The following is a 15,651-nucleotide window of genomic DNA, read 5'->3' on the forward strand; positions in this document are numbered from 1 at the left end:
ACGCCTCATCGAGTACCGGTCGAACACGATTCGTCTTCCCGCTGTTCCTCATACGCCGGAACCCAGGAGTCGGGACGGGCCGTCAGGCGACCCACCATGACCGTCCGCACATGTGCGGGCAGACCGGGTGCGAACTTGCGCACATACGCGTCCATCCATTCCGGCTTTTCCAGCAGGAAAGGGAAATCGGTTGTCATCATCGAGCGCACCACCAACATGGGCAATGGCGCGTCCAATGGCCGGAAGTCTTTGTTCCACAATCCCGGCTGATCGCATCCCGGATAGAATTGCCCGAGCATCGCACCGCGTTCGACGAATTTGGTCTTGAATTCCGCATGAATCTCGTCGATCAATGAATAGTCAACTAAATTCGGGAATACCGTGATCATTCCGCGCAACACCGATGTCGAACTGCCATTGCCCGTCGGCAGTTCGGGATAGACCTCGAGGGCGTCCTCGATGATGGCCCGCACCCACATCGGTCGCGGCTCCGCGGCCGGGACCTGCGCGAGCCACAGCAGGTCCCGCCGCATGGACGGTTTCACATACGGACATACCGGTCCGTCACGGCCCAGTTCCGGACTGGGTCGGGTCAGAAAGGAATCAGCCCAAGATCGAAAGGCCGCAACCGTGGAACGGGCGGCAGGACAAGACGATCCAGAGTCCCCCAATGAGACCCATTGCAGCCCCGAACGGGGGCCGATAACAAGCTCGCTCATGACTCACCTCGACAGATTGAGCTACAGCGACAGGCGCCGTTGCCCCATACCTATCAATACTGCTCCGGTCATGGGCCGTTAACACGAGTAGTGGCATACCCAATTGCCAATCAGCGCCCCGAATTTCAGGGGCAACCGAATAAAGAAAAGACCGGTCAGGCCTTGACCGGTCTTCCTCGGGAGTCGGAAATCAGGCGCCGATCAGGCGCGCGGCCAGGTAGCCCTCTACTTGATCAAGCGCGATTCGCTCCTGCGCCATGGAATCCCGCTCGCGCACGGTCACCGCGTGATCCTCGAGCGTGTCGAAGTCGACGGTGATGCAGAACGGGGTGCCGATCTCGTCCTGACGGCGGTAACGGCGGCCGATGGCGCCCGCGTCATCGAACTCGACATTCCAGTTGCGGCGCAGCTGCGCGGCCAGATCCTTCGCCTTCGGCGACAGCTCGGCATTGCGCGAGAGCGGCAGCACCGCGGCCTTCACCGGCGCGAGACGACGATCCAGGCGCAGCGTGGTGCGATCCTCCACACCACCCTTGGCGGTCGGCACCTGCTCCACGTGATACGCGTCCACCAGGAACGCCATCAGCGAACGGGTCAGACCGGCCGCGGGCTCGATCACGTACGGCGTGTAGCGCTCACCGCTGGTCTGATCGAAGTAGCTCAGATCCTGTCCCGAATGCTCGGAATGGGTCTTCAGGTCGAAGTCGGTGCGGTTGGCGACGCCCTCGAGCTCACCCCACTCGCTGCCCTGGAAACGGAAGCGGTACTCGATATCCACCGTGCGGGTGGAGTAGTGCGAGAGCTTCTCCTTCGGATGCTCGTACAGCCGCAGGTTCTCCGGATCGATGCCCAGATCGGTGTACCAGGCCAGCCGGGTGTCGATCCAGTACTGATGCCACTGCTCGTCCTCACCCGGCTTGACGAAGAACTCCATCTCCATCTGCTCGAACTCGCGGGTGCGGAAGATGAAGTTGCCCGGGGAGATCTCGTTGCGGAAGCTCTTGCCCATCTGGGCGATACCGAACGGCGGCTTCTTACGCGCGGTGGTCTCGACGTTCTTGTAGTTCACGAAGATGCCCTGCGCGGTCTCCGGGCGCAGGTAGTGCATGCCCTCTTCGGACTCGACCGGGCCCAGGTAGGTCTTGAGCATCATGTTGAAGTCGCGCGGTTCGGTCCACTTGCCGACGGTGCCGCAATCGGGGCACACGATGAGCTCCATGGACACCGAATCGGGATCATCGAGCTTGTGCTTCTCGGCGTACGCCTCCTGCAGGTGGTCCTGCCGATGCCGCTTATGGCAGTTCAGGCATTCCACCAGCGGATCGTTGAACACCGCGACGTGACCCGAGGCGACCCACACCTGACGCGGCAGGATGATCGACGAATCGAGGCCGACCACATCCTCGCGGCTGGTGACCATCGAACGCCACCACTGCCGCTTGATGTTCTCCTTGAGCTCGACACCCAGCGGTCCGTAATCCCACGCCGATTTGGTGCCGCCGTAAATCTCACCGCTCGGGTACACCAGACCCCGTCGCTTGGCGAGGTTGGCGACGGTGTCCACCTTCGACTTGGGTGCCACTGAGGAAATCTCCATCCGGTCCGTGAAAACTACAAGGGACGTGCTCAAGCCTATCGGTACCGGGCTAGGCGATATTCGCCGGGAGCGAGCACGGCCCCGAGGGTGGGTTCGCAGGTCGCTGCCCCTGGGATTCGGGGATACGTTCCGGGGTCGCCCACGCGAGATAGTAGGTAGGGCGACCGGTCTTTCCCTCGGGATCACGCCGCTGTCGCGGGCAGTGATGACGGCAGGGCCGGGGGCGACATGACGTGGAACTATCCGAGCGACGACGACGAGTACAAGCCTTGGGACCACATCTCGACGCCCGCACCGCCACCCGCACAGCAGCCCGGGGTACAGCCATCCGCGCCGCCGCCGGGACCGCAACCGCCGCGCAGGTGGATGTCGATCGCGCTCTGGCTGTCACTGCCGGTACTGCTGGTCGCGTGGTTCACGGTGCCTCGGCTACTGCCGCACGATGATCGGTCGATCAAGGCGACGATTCCGGCGATACCGACGCTGACGACGCTGCCCAACGGGTATCTGCGCGTGAATCCGGACCATCCGTTCCGGGATACCCCCGCCAATCAGTGGCGGGAAGGGTCGGACGGTATCGAGGAACCGCCCGCGGTACCGGTCGGCCGCTTCCCGATCGAGCAGGTGGCGGCGGCACAGGACCGTGCCAAACAGCTGATCGTGCTGGCGCGACTGGATCAGCACACGCTCGACACCGGGGACGCCGAACCGATCATCGCCCTCGTCGCGCCGGGGCAGGGCGATGAGATCCGGTCCAAGTCGGCGCCGGGGAACGAGGCCGAAACCTGGTGGGTCACAACCAAACTCGCACCGGGATTCAAGCTGCTCCCGGCCCGCCCGCGCGTCAACGGCTCCATGTCGGCCACCCAGGACGACAAGGGCGAGCTGGTGATCAAGACGAATTACCTTGTCGCGTACGCCTTCCAGGCGCCCGATCCGAAGGCGATCAGCGATCCGATGGAGATCATCGTGCTGGTGCGCGAGGAGATCGACTACACCTGGGTCGACGACTCGGCCTACGACGCCCCCTCGCAGGGTATGTGGCTCGACCACGCCAGCTCGTTCACGTACGCGGGCAACTGTGCCTGGTTCAAGAAGGGCTTCCTGGCCCCCTCCTACAGCGACACCCCCAGTTACGGCACCCAGGTCCGACCCACCGAACAGTACTTCGACCCCACCATCCCACTCCCCACCGAAAACGATTGCTGACCGGGCACTGGAAGCCCCCCGCGACATGCCCGGCCGTCTCCTTCGCGAGAACTCCTCCGAGTGTCGGGTTTGACATGCATATGCTTGCATATAAGAATGGCATCGGTTTCCAATAAGGAGTTGGTTCGATGACCACCGACAGTGGTGCCCCCCTGCGGCGCTCACGCGTCGCCACCGAGGCCCCGACCGCGATTCCGCACGACCCGTACCCGTACCGGTCGCCCCAGCCGCCCATGGTGCCCTCCCGCACCATTCTGGACTCGGCCGGCGAACTGCTGCGCGCCCTGGCCGCACCCGTGCGCATCGCCATCGTGCTGCAACTACGCGAATCGCCGCGCTGCGTCCACGAACTGGTCGACACCCTCGGGGTGACCCAGCCGCTGATCAGCCAGCACCTGCGAATCCTCAAGTCCGCGGGCGTGGTGCGCGGGGAGCGCACCGGGCGCGAAGTGATCTACGAACTGGTCGACGAACATCTGGCGCATATCGTCATCGATGCCGTCGCACACGCAGAGGAGGGGTGAGTGGTGGGAACAACCGAGAAGACGGTCGGCGTCCGCAGCACCCGTCAGCGCAGCGCCATCGCGGCGCTGCTCGCCGATATCGACGAGTTCCGGTCCGCCCAGGAGCTGCACGATGAACTCCGGCGGCGCGGTGAGGGCATCGGACTGACCACGGTCTATCGGACGCTGCAATCGCTCGCCGAGGCCGGACTGGTCGACATGCTGCGCACCGACTCCGGCGAGTCCGTGTACCGGCAGTGCTCCACCGGACACCACCATCACCTGGTGTGCCGCCATTGCGGGCGCACCGTCGAGGTCGAAGGACCGACCGTGGAGGCGTGGGCGGATTCCATTGCGGCGGAACATGGTTTCACCGATATCAGCCACACCATGGAGATCTTCGGCACCTGCGGCGGCTGCGCGAGCGGCAAGAGCTGAGAGCGTCGGCCGAACGACGTATTGCGCCCCTTGAAGTGAGACTGCAAGGGGCGCAATGCATTCGGCGATTGTCAGCCAGCGACGGGGACGGGCTCCCTGAGATCGGCCGTCGCGGTCGCGGGGCGCGAGCGCAGAATGCCGATGCCCAGCAGGGCGAGAGCGGCCGCAGCCCAGACCAGTAGGACCGTCAGCGGGCCGCCCGCCTTCGCGCCGTCGAAGAAGGCGACCGAGCGGAGCAGGCTGGCGGCGGCACCCGGCGGGAGCAGTTGGCCGATCGTGCCCCAGGGCCGCGGGAGCAGTTCGGGCGCGGAAGTGGCCGCGGAGAACGGGTTTCCGATCAGCACGATGAGGATGGCGGCCAGCCCGATACCCGCTCGGCCGACCGCCGCGGCGAGGCCGACCACGGTTCCGGCGACCGCGAAGGACACCAGCCCGGCTATCGCGGCGAGGGTCAGGTAGGAACCGGGGAGCAGGGACAGCCAGCCGCTGATGATGCTCATACTGAGCAGTCCACCGGCGATCGCGAAGGTCGCCAGACCCAGGCCGCGCGCGGGAATGGACGGGATCAGCAGGGTCAGCAGAACGCCCGCGGCGATGCCGGACAGGGCCAGGGGCAGCACCATCGCGCCGAAACCGGTGCCGCGCGGGTCATCCGGATCGGCGGCGATCACATCCCGCACGGCCGGGGCGGGAGTCCCGGACAGCTGCTGCGCGATGGCCGAGAGCTGTTGTGCCACCGCCGGACTCGCGGCGGAGGCGATCAGCACCACCGGCTGACCGCCGGTCACGATGGCCCCGTACACATCCCGGTCCGCAATGGCGGTACGGGCGGCGGATTCGTCTGCGACGGTGCGGATATCGAAGGCGTCGGCGTCATGTTCGGCCAACTGCTGAGCGACCGCCGCGGCCTGCGGGCCGGTGACGGCGATGGGCAGTTCGCGGGGCTTGATATTGGTGGCGGGCCAGGCGAAGGCAATGAGCATGATCGCTTGGATGAGGGCGGCCGCGAGGCCGAAGGCGACAGCGCGCTGGGTGGTGGTCATCAGGCACTTCCCGTAAATCGGATGTTCGTTCTCTTTTATTGGGACAACCCTGACATCGAGCTGTCAGCTTGTCAAGAACGGATATTCGTTTTACTTTGGGCGTATGCCCAGAGTCAGCGAAGAACACCTGGAACGCCGCAGACAGCAGATCCTCGACGCCGCGCAAACCTGCTTCGCCCGCAAGGGTCTGCACACCACCACCATGCAGGACGTCTTCGCCGAATCCGGACTGTCCGCGGGGGCGGTGTACCGCTACTTCAAATCCAAGGACGACATCATCGCGGCCCTCACCACCGAGGCCACCGTCGATCTGCGCGCCGCCCTGAGCGAAGCGGTCTTCAGCGATCCGCTGCCCACTCCCCCGGAGCTCATCCTCACCATCTCCGAAACCATCGTGCGACTCTCCGGGCCCGGCGGCCCGGTCCGGCTCATTCCGCAGGCCTGGGCGCTGGCGCTCACCGATGCCAATATCGCCGACTACGTGCGCACCAATATCGGTGGCATTCGCCGACTCTGGGTCGACTACGCCATCCGCATGCGCGAAATCGGCTGGCTCCCACCGGATGCCGATGTGGAGGCGGTGGCCAAGGCATTCCTCGGCCTGCTACCCGGATTCATCCTGCAATTCCTGATCCTGGGCGATACCGACCCCGAATCCTTCGCGCGCGGAGTCGAACAGATGCTGCCCGCCTACGCGAGACTGCCGCTGCCCGAAACCTCACCCAACTGAGCCGAATTCACCGGCGGCAGCGAAAACCGTTGCCGCCGGGCGGATTTAGGGCAACACCAGACCCTGGCGGGCGCGGCCCGCACCGGACAGCACCAGCAGCAGCATGGTCGCGAGCGCTTCATCCTCGAGGCCAGCGGCCGGGAACGTGTAGCGCAGGATTATGTCCGCCAGCTTGTCATGGCCGACGATCGTGATCGAGCCGAACTGCAGCGCCGCGTTGCGTTCGGCAACCCGCTTGTGCAGCTGCGGTTTCAGCGGGCGATCCCAGGCCAGCACACAGGTCAGGGTGAGCACATCCAGGCCGGGGGCCAGATTCACCCCGCGCAGTGAGCAGAGCGCGCCGTCGAATTCGAAACCCAGGCCGCCGCCCTCCTCCACCCGGACCGCGACGTCATAGCGGGACAGCGCGGCTCCGGCGCGCGCCTGCAATTCCGCCGCCGGGGCGATCGCATCGCTCACTTCGCGCCACCGAAGCGGCGGTCGCGCTTGGCGTACTCCAGGCAGGCGTCCCACAGGTTGCGGCGGTCGAAATCCGGGAAAAGCGTTTCCTGGAACACGAATTCGGCGTACGCGGACTGCCACATCAGGAAGTTCGAGGTGCGAAACTCACCCGACGGGCGCAGGAACAGATCCACATCCGGCATATCCGGCTCATCCAGGAAGCGGGCGACGGTGTCCTCGTTCACCTTCTCCGGATCGATCTCGCCGGACTTCACCCGGCGCGCGATTTCCCTTGCGGCATCGGCGATTTCGGCGCGACCGCCGTAGTTGACGCACATGGTCAGCGTCATCACGTCATTGTCCTTGGTGAGCTCCTCGGCGATCTCGAGCTCCTTGATCACGCTGCGCCACAGGCGCGGCCGGCGGCCCGCCCAGCGCACCCGCACACCCATCTCGTGCATCTCATCGCGCCGCCTGCGGATCACATCGCGGTTGAAGCCCATCAGGAACTTCACCTCGTCCGGGCTGCGCCGCCAATTCTCGGTGGAGAAGGCGTACGCCGACAGCCACTTCACCCCGATCTCGATACAACCCTCGACGGTGTCCATGAGCACCGCTTCCCCGCGCTCATGCCCCGCGGTCCGCGCCAGCCCGCGCTCCTGCGCCCAGCGGCCATTACCGTCCATCACCAGCGCGACATGCCTGGGCACGAACTCGGCGGGAATCGCGGGCGGCGTCGCACCCGAGGGATGCGGCGAAGGCGGACGCACCGCGCGCTGGACAGCGGAAGGTTTGCGAGTACCGATCACGCCCACCATCCTGCCCGATGCCCCCAACCCCGCGAACACACCCACGGACTTCCCACCGACTCCCCACACTTCCCCCACACCGACCGGGTCGACGCGATATCGGGAGCACGGTATGCCACCACGACGAAAACGCACCGAGCGCGCGTGCCGAAGCAGCTATCTCGCCACGCGGCGAGCCGGCCGATACGACGAGCCGGACATGGACACGCTCGCGGCAGGGGATGCGCGACTTGCGGGATCAGCCGACGGCGGCGGATTCGGCGGCTTCGTGTGGGCGGGTGCGCTCGATCAGGGGCAGGGTGCGGAGTTGGCGTTCGAGGTGCCATTGCAGGTGGGCGGCGACCAGGCCGCTGGCTTGGCGGCGGAGGTTGTCGGGGACCGCGTTGACGCCGGACCAGTCGCCGCGGTGCAGGGCGCTGAGGTGTTCGAGGACGCCGAGCATGGGGGTGGCCGAGCCCGGGGGACGGCAGTGCACGCAGACCGCGCCGCCGGCCGCCACGTGGAAAGCGCGGTGCGGGCCGGGGGTGGCGCAGCGGGCGCAGTCGTCCAGAGCCGGTGCCCAACCGGCGAAACCCATGGCGCGCAATAGGAATGCGTCGAGGATGAGTTCGTGCGGGCGGATGCCCTGTGCGATGGCGCGCAGAGCCCCGGCGGTCAGGGTATGCAGCCGAGGCGCGGGGGCGCGCTCTTCACCCGCTAGGCGTTCGGCGGTTTCCAGTACGGCGCAGGCGGTGGTGTAGCGGCCGTAATCGGCGACGATGTCCGAGGCGAAGGCTTCGACCGTATGCACCTGGGTCACCACATCCAGATTGCGCCCGGGATGCAACTGCACGTCCACATACGCGAACGGCTCCAGCCGAGCCCCGAATTTGGAGCGGGTGCGGCGCACGCCCTTGGCGACCGCGCGCACCAATCCGTGCTGGCGGGTCAGCAGGGTGACGATACGGTCGGCCTCGCCCAGCTTGTGCTGGCGCACCACTACCGCATTGTCTCTGTACAACTGCACCGCAACAGTCTCGCACGCGATACCGACCGCGCGACGACGGTGTGCGAGCGCGCCGAAAGATTTGGTACGGGCGCGAATACCGGAAACTCCCGATGCCCGGCATCCGATCGCCCGTCTGTGCAGCGCCGGGATCGCAGCAGCCCCGAGGATATCGCCGACTGAGAACTCTCGGGTTCCTAAATGGCCGCCAACCCTGGACGTGTGACCAGAATCGCGCTAGGTTTCCGGCGTGCGGCAGGGAGACGGGATTCACGGATGACTACGGCATCGGTACATGAACTCGGGTTGGCGGAGCTGGCGGCGGCGCTCGAGCGGGGGAAGATCAGTTCGGTGGCGGCTACCGGCGCGGTGCTGGACGCCATCGACGCGAGTCAGGATGGGCTCAACGCGTTTCGGATCGTGCGGCGGGAACAGGCGCTGATCGAAGCCGCCGAGGCCGATCGGAAATTGGCGGCGGGTGAACGGGCACCGCTGTTGGGGGTGCCGATCGCGGTGAAGGATGACACCGATATCGCCGGTAGCCCAACGGCTTTCGGGTGCGGTGGCGAATTCCCGGATAAGACCGAGGACGCGGAATCGGTGCGCAGACTGCGCGCGGCGGGTGCGGTGATCGTCGGTAAGACCAATACCTGTGAGCTGGGACAGCTTCCGTTCACGAGCGGTAATGCGTTCGGGCACACCAGGAATCCGTGGAGTGCCGAGCACACGCCGGGCGGGTCGTCCGGTGGGTCGGCGGCGGCGGTCGCGGCCGGATTGGTGCCCGCCGCACTGGGATCCGACGGTGCGGGGTCGGTGCGCATTCCGTCGGCGTGGAACAATCTGGTGGGCATCAAACCGCAGCGCGGGCGCATCTCCACCTGGCCGCTGCCCGAGGCGTTCTACGGGCTCACCGTGAACGGGCCACTGGCGCGCACGGTCGCCGACGCGGCGCTGCTGCTGGATTTGGCGGCGGGACCACACGCGGGCGATCTGCATACGCCGCAACCGATTCGGGCCTCCGACGCGGTCGGCCGCGATCCGGGCAAGCTGCGCATCGCGCTCTCGCTGCGCACCCCGTTCACGGCCATCAAGACCGCACTGGATCGCGAGGTCGAGGCGCGCGTGCACGACACCGCCAATACATTGCGCGGTCTCGGGCACGAGGTCACCGTCGCCGATGTGCACTACGGCGTACTGCTGGGCGCGACCTTCCTGCCCCGCTCCATGGTCGGCATCCGCGACGCACTGAATCGGCTACCCGGCGCACAGGTCGATCCGCGTACCCGGAGCAACGCCGTCACCGGTCGCGTACTCGGCCCGGCGCTCTTCGCCGCCCGACGCGCGGAACCGTTGCTGCGCATGCGAATCGGCCGCTTCTTCGACAGTTACGACCTGGTGCTGGCCCCCACCACCGCCACTCCCCCGCCCGGCGTGCACGAGATCGACGATATCGGCTCGTGGGCCACCGATCAGCTCATCACATCGTCATGCCCGTACACCTGGCCGTGGAATGTGCTGGGCTGGCCCGCGGTGAACGTCCCCTCCGGCTTCACCGATGCGGGCCTGCCCGTCGGATCCCAGCTCATGGGCCCGGCCAATTCCGAACCGCTGCTGATATCGGTTGCGGCCCAACTGGAATCCGAACTCCAATGGCAAAAACACCGCCCCACCCCTTGGTGGAACCGCCCCGCCGCCTGACCAAGATCAGGCGGCGGCATCACGCGGGTAGCCGGTGTCAGAAGCCCAAGCGGCCCAGCTGTTTCGGGTCGCGCTGCCAATCCTTGGCCACCTTCACGTGCAGATGCAGGTAGATGCGGGTGCCGAGGATCTTCTCGATCTGCTTGCGGGCGCTGGTGCCGACCTCTTTGAGGCGGGCGCCGCCCTTGCCGATAATGATGGCCTTCTGGCTGGGGCGCTCCACGTAGAGCAGGGCGTGCACATCGAGCATGCCCTCGTGGGTGCGGGTGCCCTCGGTGGCGGTGTCCTCGTTCTCCTCGCGCTCGAGGATGTCCTCGATGACAACCGCGAGGGAGTGCGGGAGCTCATTGTCCAGGCCCTCGAGCGCGGCTTCGCGAATGAGCTCGGCCATGAGGGTTTCCTCGGGCTCATCGGTGAGCTCGCCGTCCGGATAGAAGGCCGGGCCCTCGGGCATCTGCGAGGCGATGACGTCGATCAACGTCTCGACCTGTTCACCCTTGACCGCGGAGACCGGCACCAGTTCGGCTTCGGGGCCGAGCAGCGCGGATACCGCCATGAGCTGATGTGCGATGGCGTCGCGGCTCACCTTGTCGATCTTGGTGACCACGCCCAGCAGCTTGGTCTTGGGGGCCATCAGCTTGATCTGCTCGACGATCCAGCGGTCGCCCGGGCCGATCTTCTCATCCGCCGGAATGCAGATGGCGATCACGTCGACCTCGGAATAGGTATCGCGCACCAGGTCATTGAGCCGTTGTCCGAGCAGTGTGCGCGGCCGGTGCAGACCGGGGGTGTCCACCAGGATCAGCTGCGCGTGCTCACGATGCACGATGCCGCGAATGGTGTGCCGGGTGGTCTGCGGGCGCGAGGAGGTGATGGCGATCTTCTGCCCCACCATGGCATTGGTCAGCGTGGACTTGCCGGTATTCGGCCGTCCCACGAAACATACGAAGCCCGAACGGAATACGTCTTTGCTGCTCATTCGAATACCTCCGACTCGGTTTCCAGATCGAAGCCCTCGGGAATACCGGGCCGTGTCGCCGGGTCACCTTCGACCGGCCCTTCCACTACCTCGAACACCGAGCCCTTGGCATCGGTGAACACGATGCGCGCCGTCGCCGACACCTCACGCACCGCGTGCACGCCGGGATCGGAGAACCGCCCCGCCACCACCACCGCGGCCTCGAAACCCTCTGCGCCACTGGAGATCGCGGCCGCCACGGCGGCTTGCAGAGCGGTCAGCTTCAGACTGGCCAGACCGACCTCGCCCGCCGCGTAGGTGCGCCCATCGGTATCCCGGATGGCCGCGCCCGCACCACCGCCGGTGCGGCCCATCGCGCCGCGCGCGAGGATCAACAGTTTGCCGTCCTCGGCGTCCAAGTCAGTCATCGGATTCTCCCTCTTGATGTGCGCCGTCCGGTTTCCCTTCGGCCGCTTCGTTTTTGGCTTTCTCCAGCGGGCGACGCACCACGACCGTGTGCACCCGCACCCGGCCGCGCGCATCCGAACCGCCCTCACCGCGCAGCTGCAAACCGTGGATCACGGCCTTGGAACCCGGCAGCGGGACACGGCCCAGCGCATGCGCGAGCAGACCACCGACGGTGTCGACATCCTCATCGTCGATCTCCATATCGAACAGCTCGCCCAGGTCCTCGACCGGAAGTCGCGCGGAGACACGGTATTTGCCCGGGCCGATCTGCTCGACGGGCGCGGTCTCATCGGTGTCGTACTCGTCGGCGATCTCGCCGACGATCTCCTCCAGCACATCCTCGATGGTGACCAGACCGGCGATACCGCCGTACTCGTCCACCAGCACCGCCATATGGTTGCGGCGGCGCTGCATCTCATCGAGCAGGGCGTCCAGGGGTTTGGAGTCGGGCATGAAGACGGCGGGGCGCATGACCTCGCGCACCTTCACCTTCTTGGCCCGATCCGCGTACGGCACAAGGTCTTTCAGATAGACGACGCCGAGAATGTCATCGACGTTCTCACCCACCACCGGAACTCGGGAATGCCCCGACCGCACCGCGAGCGACATGGCCTGCGCCGCGGTCTTCTCCGCCTCGATCCAGACCATCTCGGTGCGCGGCACCATGACCGCGCGCGCCGTGGTCTCACCGAGTTCGAATACCGACTGGATCATCCGGCGTTCCTCGGCGTCCACCACCCCGCGCTCACCGGCCAGATCGACCACCTCGCGCAATTCGATCTCGGAAGCGAAGGGGCCGTTGCGGAATCCCTTACCCGGGGTGATGGCATTACCGACCAGGATCAGCAGGCGACTGATCGGACCGAGCAGCGTGCCGATGGCCTGCAAGGGCAGCGACGCGCCCAGCGCCAGCGAATACGCGTGCTGGCGACCCAGCGTACGCGGGCCGACCCCGATCACCAGATAGTCGACCAGCACCATGACGGCGGCCGTAACCACCAGTGCCGCAACCTCGTTCAGCCAATCCAGCAGCACCGCCGCCAGCAGCACCGTCGCGGTGATCTCGCACAGCACGCGCAGCAGCACCATGAGATTCACATAGCGCGGGCGATCGGCGATGATCTTCGCCAGCCGAGTCGCGCCGGTGCGATCGGCGCGCACCATATCGTCAACGCGCGCAATCGAAATCGTGTTCAATGCCGAATCCAGCGCGGCGAAAACGCCGCCGGCCGGAACCAGCACTACAGCCAGCAGCAGCAGGACGAACGAATTCACGCGGGATCCAGCGGATCACCGGAATCGGTGAAACCGGTCTTACCCAGCAGCCGGCGATCACGCTCACGATCCCGCTCGGCGATCTCGGCACGCACCTGCGCCTCGCGCAGGCTCTCGTACCAGCCCTCCAGCAGCGAAGCCTGGAGCGCGAACATCTCCTTCTCCTCCTCCGGCTCGGCATGGTCGTAGCCGAGCAGGTGCAGGACGCCGTGCACGGTCAGCAGGGCGAGCTCGTGATCCATGGAATGCCCGGCCTTCTCGGCCTGCTGGGCCGCGAACTCGGGGCAGAGCACGATATCGCCGAGCATGGAAGGGCCGGGCTCGGCGGCATCGGGCCGCCCGCCCGGCTCCAGCTCATCCATGGGGAAGGACATGACATCGGTCGGACCCGGCAGGTCCATCCAGCGCATGTGCAGGTCCGCCATGGTGTCGAGATCGACCAACACCATCGACAGCTCCGCGGCCGAATGGACATCCATCTGACCGATCGCGAAGCGCGCGACGCTGACCAGTTCCTCTTCGGATACTTCGATACCCGATTCGTTGGCGATCTCGATACTCACCCGCTCAGCCTATCGGCCGAGTTCAGTGCCGCCCCTCCCGGCTCGCGGCACGCCGCTGCGCGCGGTTGCCCGGATAGTGCGCCACCTGTGGCCGGGACTCGGCCTCATAGCGGTCGTAGGCGTCCACGATCTCGCCGACCAGGCGATGCCGGACGACATCCGCGCTGGTGAGCTCGGCGACGTGAATATCGTCGACATCGGCCAGGATCTCGGTCGCGGCCCGCAGCCCCGAACGCGAGCTGCCGGGTAGGTCGACCTGGGTGACGTCACCGGTCACCACGATCTTCGACCCGAAGCCCAGACGCGTCAGGAACATCTTCATCTGCTCGGCCGTGGTGTTCTGCGCCTCGTCGAGAATGATGAACGAATCGTTCAGGCTGCGGCCACGCATGTACGCCAGCGGCGCGACCTCGATGACGCCCGCGGCCATGAGCTTGGGAATGGCCTCGGGATCCATCATGTCGTGCAGGGCGTCGTAGAGCGGGCGCAGGTACGGATCGATCTTCTCGTTGAGAGTGCCGGGCAGGAAGCCCAGCCGCTCACCCGCCTCGACCGCCGGACGCGTCAGGATGATGCGGGTGACCTGCTTGTTCTGCAGGGCCTGCACCGCCTTGGCCATGGCCAGATACGTCTTGCCGGTACCGGCCGGACCGACACCGAACACGATGGTGTGATGGTCGATGGCGTCGACATAACGCTTCTGGTTCAACGTCTTCGGGCGAATGGTCTTGCCACGCCGGGACAGGATGTCCAGGCTCAGCACCTCCGCCGGGGAATCGGAGGAACCCTCGGTGAGCATGGAGTAGGTGTGCCGCACCGCCTCCGGACTGACCTGGCGATTGCGCGCCGTCAAGGCCACCAGCTGCGCGATGACGCGCTCGGCGAGGGCGATATCGGCGGGCTTGCCGGTGAGAGTGACGGTATTGCCGCGGACATGGATATCGGCATCGAGGAGTCGCTCGAGCTCACGCAGGTTCTCATCAGCCGAACCCAGGAAACCGAACACCGATTCCGGTGCCAATTCAATGCTGGAGCGAACGGTCCGGCCCGCCGGTCCGGACCCATTGTCGCCGGCGCCGATGCCGACATTGGGGATGTTCTGGTCGCCGATTTTGCCTGGTGTACTCAAAAGTGACTATGGCCTGCTTCCCGGTCTAGAGAGTCACATCTTTGATGGAAGTTTACCGCCGCCCACCGACACCGCCCAGTGAATAAGCCGCTACCGGCAGGGTGACGCGAGAACGCCGCATCGCCGCTGCCTGGGCGTTATGCGCCGCCGGAACGCTGTTGCGCCCAATCGACGGTGAAATCGCGAAAACGGCGCACCGCGTCCGACGGCGCGCCGCCGGTGCGCCAGATCAGGCCCACCTCGCGCACGGCGTCCGGTTCGGCGAGCGGGATGAGCGCCGCGTCCGGCTGCGGACCACCGGTCAGCGGATATTCCAGCGGCACCACCGAAACGCCCAAACCGACCGCCACCAGACCCGCGATGGTGCCGAGATTGCTGCATTCGAACCCGATGCGCGGCCGGAAATCCGCCGCCGCGCACAGCTCGTCGAGCACCTGCCGCATACCGAATCCCGGATGCATGGCGATGAATTCGGCATCGGCCACCTCCGCCAGCCGCACCTGCCGCCGCGCCGCCAGCCGATGATCCGGCGGCACCGCCAGCGCCAGCCGCTGCCGCAGCAGCGGCCGCCACCCGACTCCCGGCCGCTTCGGCCGGGGCGACAACATCCCCAGGTCTGCGCTGCCATTCAGAACCACATCGGTGACGATGTCGGCGGCGTCCTGTTGCAGGGTGAAGGTGATCCGGCCGGACACCCGCCGGAATCCGGCGATCAGCTCCGGCACCACCCGAGCACCCAGCGAATGCTGGAAAGCCAGCCGCACAACGCCTTTCGCCGGATGTGCCAGATCCGCGAGTTCGCGTGCGGCGGAGTCGAGCTCGGCCTGCGCGCGCCGCGCGTGCTCGTAGTAGACCCGTCCGAAATCATTGAGCGCCAACCGTTTTCCATAGCGATCGAACAGCCGGACACCCAACCGCGCCTCCAACCGGGCCAGCATCCGCGACAGCGTCGGCTGCGTCAGATGCAACCGCTCCGCCGCCACCCCGACCCGCTCGAGCTCGGCCAGCGTGATGAACCAGTGCAGATCCTCACCGGCCACGAGTGCCCCCGTCAGTTGGACGACCACGCATGGCCCGCTTCGACTC

The 15,651-nt window shown here is 66.3% G+C and carries 17 protein-coding genes; 5 read left to right on the forward strand and 12 right to left on the reverse strand.

Going from position 1 to position 15,651, the window contains the following annotated elements:
* Positions 1-5 precede the first annotated feature (5 nt).
* Both ACFC0O_RS45180 and ACFC0O_RS45185 read right to left on the reverse strand, forming a co-directional pair.
* Positions 6-719, reverse strand: a complete 714-nt coding sequence (locus ACFC0O_RS45180; RefSeq protein ID WP_375968464.1) for a DUF6875 domain-containing protein — start codon at positions 717-719, stop codon at positions 6-8.
* A gap of 190 nt (positions 720-909) precedes the next feature.
* Complete coding sequence (locus ACFC0O_RS45185; protein ID WP_364638511.1) at positions 910-2,301, reverse strand: glycine--tRNA ligase; 1,392 nt, start codon at positions 2,299-2,301, stop codon at positions 910-912.
* A 243-nt stretch (positions 2,302-2,544) separates the two neighbouring features.
* Here ACFC0O_RS45185 and ACFC0O_RS45190 point away from each other — a divergent pair, with 243 nt between their 5' ends.
* The 3 genes from ACFC0O_RS45190 to ACFC0O_RS45200 all read left to right on the forward strand — a co-directional run bounded on the left by ACFC0O_RS45190 (position 2,545) and on the right by ACFC0O_RS45200 (position 4,466).
* A complete protein-coding gene (locus ACFC0O_RS45190; protein ID WP_375968465.1) occupies positions 2,545-3,525 on the forward strand; it encodes a hypothetical protein in 981 nt (326 codons plus the stop codon).
* A gap of 233 nt (positions 3,526-3,758) precedes the next feature.
* Positions 3,759-4,049, forward strand: coding sequence for a metalloregulator ArsR/SmtB family transcription factor (locus ACFC0O_RS45195; RefSeq protein ID WP_364640379.1), 291 nt, complete (start codon positions 3,759-3,761; stop codon positions 4,047-4,049).
* Complete coding sequence (locus tag ACFC0O_RS45200; RefSeq protein ID WP_364638517.1) at positions 4,050-4,466, forward strand: Fur family transcriptional regulator; 417 nt, start codon at positions 4,050-4,052, stop codon at positions 4,464-4,466.
* 71 nt (positions 4,467-4,537) lie between these two features.
* Here ACFC0O_RS45200 and ACFC0O_RS45205 read toward each other — a convergent pair whose 3' ends face one another.
* Positions 4,538-5,509, reverse strand: a complete 972-nt coding sequence (locus tag ACFC0O_RS45205; protein ID WP_375968466.1) for a hypothetical protein — start codon at positions 5,507-5,509, stop codon at positions 4,538-4,540.
* A gap of 103 nt (positions 5,510-5,612) precedes the next feature.
* Between ACFC0O_RS45205 and ACFC0O_RS45210 the strand changes: the two genes are divergently transcribed.
* Positions 5,613-6,239 (forward strand): TetR/AcrR family transcriptional regulator, encoded by a 627-nt coding sequence (locus ACFC0O_RS45210; RefSeq protein WP_375968467.1) that lies wholly within the window; start codon positions 5,613-5,615, stop codon positions 6,237-6,239.
* A 45-nt stretch (positions 6,240-6,284) separates the two neighbouring features.
* On the opposite strand, the gene ACFC0O_RS45215 is transcribed toward ACFC0O_RS45210, so the two are convergent.
* From ACFC0O_RS45215 to recO, 3 genes are all read right to left on the reverse strand, one after another.
* Positions 6,285-6,698, reverse strand: coding sequence for a hypothetical protein (locus tag ACFC0O_RS45215; RefSeq protein ID WP_375968468.1), 414 nt, complete (start codon positions 6,696-6,698; stop codon positions 6,285-6,287).
* Entirely contained in the window at positions 6,695-7,498 is an 804-nt protein-coding gene (locus ACFC0O_RS45220; RefSeq protein WP_364638526.1) for an isoprenyl transferase, read from the reverse strand. Before ACFC0O_RS45220 ends, ACFC0O_RS45215 begins: the two co-directional genes overlap by 4 nt.
* Positions 7,499-7,727: 229 nt before the next feature.
* Positions 7,728-8,495, reverse strand: coding sequence for a DNA repair protein RecO (gene recO, locus ACFC0O_RS45225; RefSeq protein ID WP_364638529.1), 768 nt, complete (start codon positions 8,493-8,495; stop codon positions 7,728-7,730).
* 255 nt (positions 8,496-8,750) lie between these two features.
* On the opposite strand from recO, the gene ACFC0O_RS45230 reads away from it, so the two are divergent.
* Positions 8,751-10,172 carry an amidase gene (locus ACFC0O_RS45230; protein WP_375968469.1) on the forward strand — a complete coding sequence of 474 codons (1,422 nt, stop codon included), beginning with the start codon at positions 8,751-8,753 and terminating at the stop codon, positions 10,170-10,172.
* A 37-nt stretch (positions 10,173-10,209) separates the two neighbouring features.
* On the opposite strand, the gene era is transcribed toward ACFC0O_RS45230, so the two are convergent.
* The 6 genes from era to ACFC0O_RS45260 form a co-directional block, all read right to left on the reverse strand.
* A complete protein-coding gene (gene era, locus ACFC0O_RS45235; protein WP_364638534.1) occupies positions 10,210-11,151 on the reverse strand; it encodes a GTPase Era in 942 nt (313 codons plus the stop codon).
* Entirely contained in the window at positions 11,148-11,558 is a 411-nt protein-coding gene (locus tag ACFC0O_RS45240) for a cytidine deaminase (protein WP_375968470.1), read from the reverse strand. The genes era and ACFC0O_RS45240 overlap by 4 nt, the downstream gene beginning before the upstream one ends.
* The gene (locus ACFC0O_RS45245; protein ID WP_375968471.1) at positions 11,551-12,873 is read right to left on the reverse strand and encodes a hemolysin family protein; all 1,323 of its coding nucleotides are present in this window, start codon (positions 12,871-12,873) and stop codon (positions 11,551-11,553) included. The genes ACFC0O_RS45240 and ACFC0O_RS45245 overlap by 8 nt, the downstream gene beginning before the upstream one ends.
* Positions 12,870-13,436 carry an rRNA maturation RNase YbeY gene (gene ybeY / locus ACFC0O_RS45250; RefSeq protein WP_364638543.1) on the reverse strand — a complete coding sequence of 189 codons (567 nt, stop codon included), beginning with the start codon at positions 13,434-13,436 and terminating at the stop codon, positions 12,870-12,872. Before ybeY ends, ACFC0O_RS45245 begins: the two co-directional genes overlap by 4 nt.
* Positions 13,437-13,458: 22 nt before the next feature.
* Positions 13,459-14,532 (reverse strand): PhoH family protein, encoded by a 1,074-nt coding sequence (locus tag ACFC0O_RS45255; RefSeq protein WP_375968618.1) that lies wholly within the window; start codon positions 14,530-14,532, stop codon positions 13,459-13,461.
* Between the two features lie 170 nt (positions 14,533-14,702).
* A complete protein-coding gene (locus ACFC0O_RS45260) occupies positions 14,703-15,605 on the reverse strand; it encodes a LysR family transcriptional regulator (RefSeq protein ID WP_375968619.1) in 903 nt (300 codons plus the stop codon).
* Positions 15,606-15,651 lie beyond the last annotated feature (46 nt).

It is taken from the genome of Nocardia sp. NPDC056100 (assembly GCF_042266325.1).
GTDB lineage: Bacteria > Actinomycetota > Actinomycetes > Mycobacteriales > Mycobacteriaceae > Nocardia.